The organism is Burkholderiales bacterium (assembly GCA_035518095.1).
Classification (GTDB): domain Bacteria; phylum Pseudomonadota; class Gammaproteobacteria; order Burkholderiales; family JAHFRG01; genus JAHFRG01.
This window is the reverse complement of the sequence record DATIXX010000028.1, coordinates 67,685-76,013: the sequence shown is the minus strand read 5'-3', so window position 1 is coordinate 76,013 and position 8,329 is coordinate 67,685. Positions and strand designations below refer to the sequence as shown.

Annotated in this window: 7 protein-coding genes and 1 tRNA gene; 1 reads left to right on the top strand and 7 read right to left on the bottom strand. The window is 55.1% G+C overall.

Annotation, left to right across the window (positions count from 1 at the left end; translation table 11 throughout):
* The 6 genes from VLV32_05385 to rpsU all read right to left on the bottom strand — a co-directional run.
* Positions 1 to 1,220, bottom strand: a 1,220-nt coding sequence (locus VLV32_05385) for a hypothetical protein (protein ID HUL41321.1), incomplete at its 3' end; no start/stop codon positions are given.
* A gap of 526 nt (positions 1,221 to 1,746) precedes the next feature.
* Positions 1,747 to 1,820: transfer RNA gene (locus tag VLV32_05380), tRNA-Ile, on the bottom strand.
* Positions 1,821 to 1,853: 33 nt separating this feature from the next.
* A complete protein-coding gene (gene rpoD, locus VLV32_05375; protein HUL41320.1) occupies positions 1,854 to 3,740 on the bottom strand; it encodes an RNA polymerase sigma factor RpoD in 1,887 nt (628 codons plus the stop codon).
* Positions 3,741 to 3,783: 43 nt separating this feature from the next.
* Entirely contained in the window at positions 3,784 to 5,571 is a 1,788-nt protein-coding gene (gene dnaG / locus VLV32_05370) for a DNA primase (GenBank protein ID HUL41319.1), read from the bottom strand.
* 175 nt (positions 5,572 to 5,746) lie between these two features.
* Positions 5,747 to 6,202: a GatB/YqeY domain-containing protein gene (locus VLV32_05365; protein HUL41318.1), complete on the bottom strand. Its 456-nt coding sequence runs from the start codon at positions 6,200 to 6,202 to the stop codon at positions 5,747 to 5,749.
* 123 nt (positions 6,203 to 6,325) lie between these two features.
* Positions 6,326 to 6,538: a 30S ribosomal protein S21 gene (gene rpsU, locus VLV32_05360; protein HUL41317.1), complete on the bottom strand. Its 213-nt coding sequence runs from the start codon at positions 6,536 to 6,538 to the stop codon at positions 6,326 to 6,328.
* A 98-nt stretch (positions 6,539 to 6,636) separates the two neighbouring features.
* Between rpsU and tsaD the strand changes: the two genes are divergently transcribed.
* Positions 6,637 to 7,665 (top strand): tRNA (adenosine(37)-N6)-threonylcarbamoyltransferase complex transferase subunit TsaD, encoded by a 1,029-nt coding sequence (gene tsaD / locus VLV32_05355; GenBank protein ID HUL41316.1) that lies wholly within the window; start codon positions 6,637 to 6,639, stop codon positions 7,663 to 7,665.
* Between the two features lie 30 nt (positions 7,666 to 7,695).
* Here tsaD and plsY read toward each other — a convergent pair whose 3' ends face one another.
* Positions 7,696 to 8,295, bottom strand: a complete 600-nt coding sequence (gene plsY / locus VLV32_05350) for a glycerol-3-phosphate 1-O-acyltransferase PlsY (GenBank protein HUL41315.1) — start codon at positions 8,293 to 8,295, stop codon at positions 7,696 to 7,698.
* Positions 8,296 to 8,329 lie beyond the last annotated feature (34 nt).

Genomic DNA, 8,329 nt, shown 5'->3' with positions numbered 1-8,329 from the left:
AAAGCTACGTACAGATGAGCCTTACGGATTTGCCAGAGTAACTGACGCTCGGTTTCCAGAATCTGATAAAGCTCTTGGTGGGACTCTGGGTCGGGCACCCCTAGCGCCTGCAACTCTGCTCGTTCAACGTGCTCCCGGTATTTGGCAATCGTCTCGTTTTCTAGCCAACGACCTAGTCTTGAACCCTCGAAATGGAAAATCGCCATCCCAAGCAAGTTCGAATGATTGATTATTTCCGGAAATGCTTCAAAAAAACCGCGGTACTCCCGTTTGACCACTTCCGAAAACCACATAATCGCCTGCCGGCCAACTCGAGTGTACATGTCTGCTGCACATGCAGGTACGCCTAAAATCTGCTTCTCGGCAAGTGCCTTCGAATCGTCATCTGGAAGCCGCTTAACTTCCAAACCCGCGACACCTTCGGCAATAGCTTCCCAAGCAAGTGGCAGCATCGCTGCCAGTCCAGTCCTGTTACGCCCCTTAATTAGCATCCAAGCAATAACTGAGGGAAGTTCGAGCTTCTCGATCAAGGCATTGAGTACATCTGCATTGAATCGAGGAAGTGTTCGATACGGGCCCTTGTTCCCTACGCTTCTTCCGCATAGTAAGTACAGCGCCAGTGCCCGAGTTACATCCGCTGCTTTCCGGTCAGCCGCTAGACTTATCAGATTTTCTGCACCGGAGTTGGCCAATTCTGTTGCAGTTTTCAGCTCGGAATTGGCAAGTGCCAGACATAAAATGTCGCAAGCCGCTCGTGACTTGACTGACCGAGCAAGACGATAGACGAGGTTTGCCAGCAATTTGCGCTGGTCCAAATCGCCGGTTTTCGCCGGGAAACGTCGCGTTCCAAACAGGTGCAAAGTATCGAAGCACGCTTCAAGATTGCCGATGCCCACGTCCTCAAAAGCAATTATTGGCAAACGCTTCGGTAAGTAATGAGGATCAAGCGCATGCAGTGCCAGTGCGATCTCAACGGCTCGTTCTGGCAGGCCTCTGCGAACCAGCTTCTGAAGCGCACTCGAGAGAAGCCACTTGTCGGTCGGGAAATTATGCGGCTCCGGGTCGGCAAAAGAATCAAACATCGGAACCGGGATTGCGAGGCGTTCTTTAACGCTCTTACTCAGGTCGCGGGCATCAATGTCTACAAAATCAATGTAGCATTGATTGTATTGATTGTATTGATTGTAGTGAATTCTGCACGAGAGCAGCGGTCCGGGCATTGGTCGCGTCAAATCCTATTGATGAATATTTATTTATATTTATCATAGGCTTGACCGAACTGGGGTCAAGAAGAATTTCCGGGGCAGTGGACTTAATAGCCAATTACCCTATTTGACGCGAATGTAGTGAACTTGTAGTAGATGTCGCAGCTGCAGAAAGCACCGGGCCGAGCCCAGCGTGCTCACCGGATTTGGTTGGCGATGGTCGGGATTTGGAGCGTAACACTTTGTTTTGCAACTTCTTTTATCAATCCCGCCCCCTTCTTGCATTCAAGTTAGCGCGAGCCCGCTCCGGTTCGATGGCATCTCCGGGGCGGCACATCATACCGCTTATTATTGCAAGCACTCCTAAAATTCCCCGGAAATGATTAAAAAATAAATTAGAAAAACTTCATCGTCACGCATCAGGAACTGCATTTTCCCCCCGTTTTACGTATTGAACTGGCTAGTCTCGCTTTTTGGTGTGGTTGCGACTGCCCTGGTTTTTATAAATTTTGTTGCAATTAGTTGCAAGCGGTTTCTAGAGTGGGTCCGGCTGGACTCGAACCAGCGACCAAGGGATTATGAGTCCCCTGCTCTAACCAACTGAGCTACAGACCCGCGTGGACGAGAACAGACGGGAGACGAACGTTATTATGAACTTTCCTGATCGAGGAAACTGCGCAGACGCTCCGAGCGCGAAGGATGACGCAGCTTCCTCAGCGCCTTGGCTTCTATCTGCCGGATGCGCTCGCGCGTGACGTCGAATTGCTTGCCGACTTCTTCCAGAGTGTGGTCGGTGTTCATTTCTATTCCAAAGCGCATGCGCAACACCTTGGCTTCGCGCGGTGTGAGCGTATCCAGCACGTCCTTGGTGACATTGCGCAAACTGGCATAGACCGCCGCATCGTTGGGCGCCATGGTGGCCGCGTCTTCGATGAAATCGCCCAGATGCGAATCGTCGTCGTCGCCGATCGGCGTTTCCATCGAAATCGGCTCTTTGGAAATCTTGAGAATCTTGCGGATTTTTTCTTCCGGCATCTCCATTTTTTCGGCCAGCGTCGCCGGATCCGGCTCTTGTCCGGTCTCCTGCAGAATCTGGCGCGAGATCCGGTTCATCTTGTTGATGGTCTCGATCATGTGCACCGGGATGCGGATGGTGCGCGCCTGATCCGCGATGGAGCGCGTTATCGCCTGGCGAATCCACCAGGTCGCATACGTTGAAAACTTGTAGCCCCGGCGGTATTCGAATTTATCGACCGCTTTCATCAAGCCGATGTTGCCTTCCTGGATGAGATCGAGGAACTGCAGTCCGCGATTGGTATATTTCTTGGCGATGGAAATAACCAGCCGCAAATTCGCTTCGGTCATTTCGCGTTTGGCGCGGCGCGCCTTGGCCTCGCCGGTGGACATCTGGCGATTAATTTCCTTGAGTTCCTTGATCGGGATGCCGACTTTGGCTTGCAGTTCCAGCAGCAGATTCTGCAGCTCGACGATTGCCGCCTCGTAGCGGCCCAGGGCTTCGCTGTAGGGTTTGCGCCCGACGACTTCGCTTTGCACCCAGGTGAGATTATCCTCGTTGCCGGGGAACGTCTTAATGAAATAGGGGCGCGGCATGCCCGCCTTGTTCACGCACAGTTCCATGATCTCGCGCTCGTAGCTGCGCACTTCGTCAACCAGCCAGCGCAAGCTGTCGCACAGAGCCTCCACCTGCTTGGCGGAAAAGCGGATCGCCATCAGCTCCTCGGAAATCCTATCCTGCAGATCCTTGTACGAGCGGTGGCGCGGGCCTTTCTTTGTCAGCACCTGCTGCATCTTGGTGTAGGCTTGCTCGATCACAGCAAACCGCTCCAGCGCCTTGGTTTTCAATAGCTCGAGGCTCTCATTGGCGCGCGCGGCTTCGGCTTCGGCGTCTTCTTCGCTTTCTTCGTCGTCTTCGTCCGCCGGATCTACCGCGGAAATATCGGCGCCGATGACTTCGTTGGTTTCGGCGTCAATCAGACCGTCAATGACTTCATCAACGCGCAATTCGCCCCGTTCAATCTGCGCGGACAAATCGAGAATTTCGGCGATGGTGGTCGGGCAGGCTGAAATCGCCTGAATCATGTGCTTGAGGCCGTCCTCGATGCGCTTGGCAATCTCGATTTCGCCTTCGCGCGTAAGCAATTCCACCGAGCCCATTTCGCGCATGTACATCCGCACCGGGTCGGTGGTGCGTCCGAATTCGGAGTCCACCGTGGAAAGCGCCGCTTCGGCTTCCTCCACTACGTCTTCATCTGCGACCGGCGGCGTGGCGTCGGACATCAGCAGCGCCTCGGCATCGGGCGCCTCGTCATACACGGCGATGCCCATGTCGTTTATCATGCTGATGATGTTTTCGATCTGCTCCGCATCCAGCATGTCGTCAGGCAGGTGGTCGTTGATTTCCGCGTAGGTCAGATAGCCGCGCTCCTTACCCAGGACGATAAGATTTTTCAGCCGCATGCGCCGCGCTTCCGCGTCGATGATCTGTGGCTGAGGCTTTTCGCTCTCTTTCGCCATGTTTTTCGCTCTCGCCAAAATAAAAAAACCTTCGGATTATATCCTAAACCTCACTGCTTTTCCGATCTCCTGCCGTCGCCGGCTCGCGCTTAAGTAATTGCTGATAAACGCGTTTTTCGTCGCTGGTCAGCGCTTCCCTTTGGGATTTGCTGCGTAATGCATCGATCTTCGAATTGCGTTCCAGTTCCCGCAACTGGTCCAGCGCACCGGCAAACTCGCGGGCCAAATCTTCATCGCCCAGCTTTCTCTCTTCCCACATAAAAAGCTCCCGACCCACCTCGCGCACCAGCGCTTCATGGGCCGTGCCGCGGAAATACTCGATTATCACCGCTGCATGCTGCATATGCGGGTCATTGCCCATAAATTCAAGCAATTGTTTCAGGGCCTGGAATTCGTTATGCGGCGAATCCGGCAGGACCGCATCAAAATTAACAGCGAGCCGGGGCTGATAGAGCAACAGCTGCAGGATTTTCCGGGCTAGAGAAGGCGTCTTGCGAGCTAACTTCTGCGGCACCTGCGGTCTTGCTTGAACTTTGATCTGATAAAGCGCTTCCAGTTCACTTTGGCTCACCCCGGCGAGTTCGGCCAAACGTTTCCTGAGCATCAGTCCCAGCGCCGGCGCCGTGATTCGGGTCAATAATGGCTTGGCGCTTTGCAGGAAACGCGCGCGGCCTTCCTCGCTTTTCAGGGTCACCCGGCCGCTGAGTTCGCGCAGCATGAACGCAGAAAGCGGGAGCGCTTCGCGCAGCAATTTTTCGAAGCCTTGCTTGCCGTTTTTCCGAATAAAGCTGTCCGGGTCTTCACCTTGCGGAAGAAACAGGAAGCATATGTTTGTTCCATCCGTAATCTGTGACAGGCTGTTTTCGAGCGCGCGCCAGGCGGCGCGTCGCCCGGCATCGTCGCCGTCGAAACAAAACACCACATTGTCGGAATAACGCAGAAGTTTTTGCACATGCGTGCCGGTGGTCGCCGTTCCTAATGTAGCAACCGCGTAACCAACACCGTGTTGGGCAAGTGCCACGACGTCCATGTAACCCTCGACAACGACCACTTTGCCCGCCTCGCGAATTGCTTTGCGTGCCTGGAACAGCCCGTAAAGCTCGCGGCCTTTTTCAAACAACGGCGTCTCGGGGGAATTGAGATACTTGGGACCCTCCTCGGCCTTGTCCGAGGACGCTTCCCTTTCCAGTATGCGCCCGCCAAAACCAATGATCGCGCCGCGCTCATTCCAAATCGGGAACATGATGCGGTCGCGGAATATATCGTAGCGTCGGCCCTCTTCGCTCTGTTTCACCAAACCTGTCGCAAGCAGCGCTTTGTCCTGGTAATCGGCAAATACCGACGCAAGATTCTGCCATGCCGGCGGCGCATAGCCGATGCCGTAGTGGGCTGCGATTTCACCGGTCAATCCGCGCTTTTTCAGGTAGGCAATAGCAGCCTCAGATTGCTTCAGCGCGTTTTTATAGTATTGTGCGGCCTGCAGCAGCGATGCCGGCAAATCCACACCGTCGTCGCGTTTGCGCCGCGGCGCATCGGGCCTGTCCTCAACCACTTTCATCCCGACGCTTGCGGCAAGATCGCGCACTGCGTCGGCAAAGCCCATGCCGGTTTGCTCCATCACAAAATCGATAGCATTGCCGTGCGCGCCGCAGCCGAAACAGTGGTAAAACTGCTTGGTCGGGCTCACCGTGAAGGAAGGCGTTTTCTCGTTGTGAAACGGGCAGCGGGCGACGAAGTTCGCGCCGGCCTTTTTGAGCGGGATGTGGCGCTCAACTACGGCAACGATATCCAGGCGGTGGAGTAAATCCCGTATAAAACCTTGCGCGATCATGAAGGCGGGATCGAGGATGGTGCGATCGCCAAGCTATTCGGCATCCGGCAATATCCAAAAATGTCCAAACAATTGCAATTATAGGATACTTTTACGCCGCTATTTGCTCTAAGAAATTTCTTAAACGGGCGACGAACCAAGTAAACGGGAATGCTTTTTGCTGAGCCCGGCGCTTCTAGTTTGTCGTGGAGCCCAATCTCGCTTTGACCAGAGCAGAAACCTTGCCCATGTCGGCGCGGCCCGCAAGTTTAGGCTTGAGCAAAGCCATGACTTTACCTATATCCTGCATGCCTTTGGCGCCGCTTGCGCCGACCGCTTCCGCCACTGCCGCTTCCACTTCGGCTTCGCTCAAGGCCTTGGGCATGTAGGCCTGCAACACCGTTACTTCGAATTTCTCAGTATCCGCGAGATCTTTTCTACCGGCTGCTTCGAATTGTTGTATCGAATCGCGGCGTTGCTTGAGCATTTTTTCTATCACGCTCACCACTTCGGGATCTCCAAGCGTGATGCGTTCATCCACTTCACGCTGCTTAATCGCGGCCATCAGCAGACGAATCGCGGACAAGCGCGCGCCGTCCTTGGCGCGCAGCGCGGCTTTCATGTCTTCGGTAATGCGATCCTTTAGCAGCATGGGTCAGCGTGTGGTAAACAGTAAGCGCTAAGTGGTAAACGGCGAGTGGTAAGCTGATAGCGGTGAGCGGTAAGCGTGGTGGATATAGCGCGCCAGGACTGCAGCGGCGCTGCTCCGGGCGGATTAATACAGTTTCGGCGGCAGTAGTTGGCTGCGCAAACGCTTGTAATGGCGCTTTACCGCAGCGGCAAGTTTGCGCTTGCGCTCGGCCGTGGGCTTTTCATAAAATTCGCGGGCTCGCAATTCAGTCAGCAGTCCGGTTTTTTCAATCGAACGCTTGAAACGGCGCATCGCGACTTCAAACGGCTCATTTTCCTTGACTCTGATACTTGGCATGAAATAAGTAATTGGTCCAAATTAACAAACTGCCCATTATAGCAAGCGTCCAGTACTTTAGGAAAGTATAATTACATTTTTGTGACAGCAATTGCGACATGCGAGTTCTCGGTATCGAAACATCGTGCGATGAAACCGGAATCGCGATCTACGACAGCGAACGGGGCCTGCTCGCGCACGCCCTGTATTCGCAATCAGCCCTGCATTCACCGTATGGCGGCGTCGTGCCGGAGCTCGCTTCCCGTGACCATATCCGCCGCGTGCTGCCGCTCATTCGCCAGGTTCTAGGCCGCTCCGGCGTCGCTCTTAACGAGCTCGACGCCATTGCCTATACCCGCGGACCGGGCCTGGTGGGAGCACTTCTGGTGGGCGCGAGCATCGCCACAGCGCTGGGATTTGCGCTCAACAAGCCGGCACTCGGCGTTCATCACCTCGAAGGACATTTGCTTTCGCCCTTGCTGTCGCGTCCAGCGCCTGAATTTCCTTTTATCGCGCTGCTGGTCTCCGGTGGACACACCCAGTTAATGCAGGTTTCCGGTGTGGGCGAGTACGTTCTTTTGGGGGAAACCGTGGATGATGCCGCGGGCGAAGCATTCGACAAAACCGCCAAACTCCTGGGCCTTAGCTATCCCGGCGGACCGGCGCTGGCGAAACTTGCGCAGCAAGGGGATTCCCGCCGCTTCAAATTGCCGAGGCCGATGTTGCATAGCGGCGACCTTGATTTCAGCTTCAGCGGTTTGAAGACCGCGGTGCTGACCGTAATTCGCGGCGCGGATCTCGACGAACAAACCCGCGCCGACCTCGCGGCGGCAATTGAAGCGGCGATCGTCGATGTGCTCATTGCCAAGTCTCTCGCGGCACTGGAACAAAGCGGACTGCGCCAACTGGTGGTGGCGGGCGGAGTGGGCGCCAACCGCAAATTGCGCGACAGCCTTTCGCAGCAAGCTGCTCGCCGGGGAATCCGGACGTTTTATCCTGAGCTGGAATTTTGCACCGACAACGGTGCGATGATCGCGTTTGCCGGAGCCATGCGCCTGCAACAGGACGCTACAAAATTCAGGGCTCCGGGTTCCGACGATTTCAGCGTGAAGCCGCGTTGGGATCTCGAGCTGTCGGAAGTCGCTTGAGGAGATTCAGCGCGCTAAACTCGCGGCGATTTATTCTTTGTGAAAAGACGGTTCAGTGCCGGCAATCAATTTGCGAATGTTCGATTGGTGGCGCCAGATAAGAAACAGGCATATCACCAGCACTGTCACGGAACGCATGTCCCAACCGAAAATATAGACCGCATAAAACGGTGTTAGTCCGGCCGCGACCAGCGCTGCGATGGACGAGATGCGCGTGATGAAAGCGATGATGAGCCAAGTTGCAAGCGCCGAAACGACCAGCCACAAATTGAGCGCGAGCAGCACGCCGCCGGTGGTCGCCACCCCCTTGCCGCCGTGAAAGCGCAGAAACACGGAATACGAATGGCCCAGAACGACCGCCATGGCGACCGCGGTAATCGTTACACCGTCCAGGCCGTACTGCGGCGCGAAGCGCTGTGCGAGATACACCGCAAGCCAACCTTTTGCCGCATCACCAAGTAAAGTCAAAGCCGCAACAACTTTCTTGCCACTGCGCAGCACATTGGTAGCGCCTGGGTTTTTCGAGCCGTAGGTGCGCGGATCCGGCATCCTGAAAACAAGGCTGGTGAGCACCGCAAACGATATCGAACCGATCAGGTATGCTATAACAATAAAAACTATCGTGGCCATATCAAATATTTTACAATCCGCTAATCCCGCCTTG

What these genes read in the sequence shown, in the direction of transcription:
- plsY (HUL41315.1), bottom strand. Translation starts at nt 8,295, where the DNA reads ATGGCCACGATAGTTTTTATTGTTATAGCATACCTGATCGGTTCGATA.
- dnaG (HUL41319.1), bottom strand. Translation starts at nt 5,571, where the DNA reads ATGATCGCGCAAGGTTTTATACGGGATTTACTCCACCGCCTGGATATC.
- rpsU (HUL41317.1), bottom strand. Translation starts at nt 6,538, where the DNA reads ATGCCAAGTATCAGAGTCAAGGAAAATGAGCCGTTTGAAGTCGCGATG.
- VLV32_05365 (HUL41318.1), bottom strand. Translation starts at nt 6,202, where the DNA reads ATGCTGCTAAAGGATCGCATTACCGAAGACATGAAAGCCGCGCTGCGC.
- rpoD (HUL41320.1), bottom strand. Translation starts at nt 3,740, where the DNA reads ATGGCGAAAGAGAGCGAAAAGCCTCAGCCACAGATCATCGACGCGGAA.
- tsaD (HUL41316.1), top strand. Translation starts at nt 6,637, where the DNA reads ATGCGAGTTCTCGGTATCGAAACATCGTGCGATGAAACCGGAATCGCG.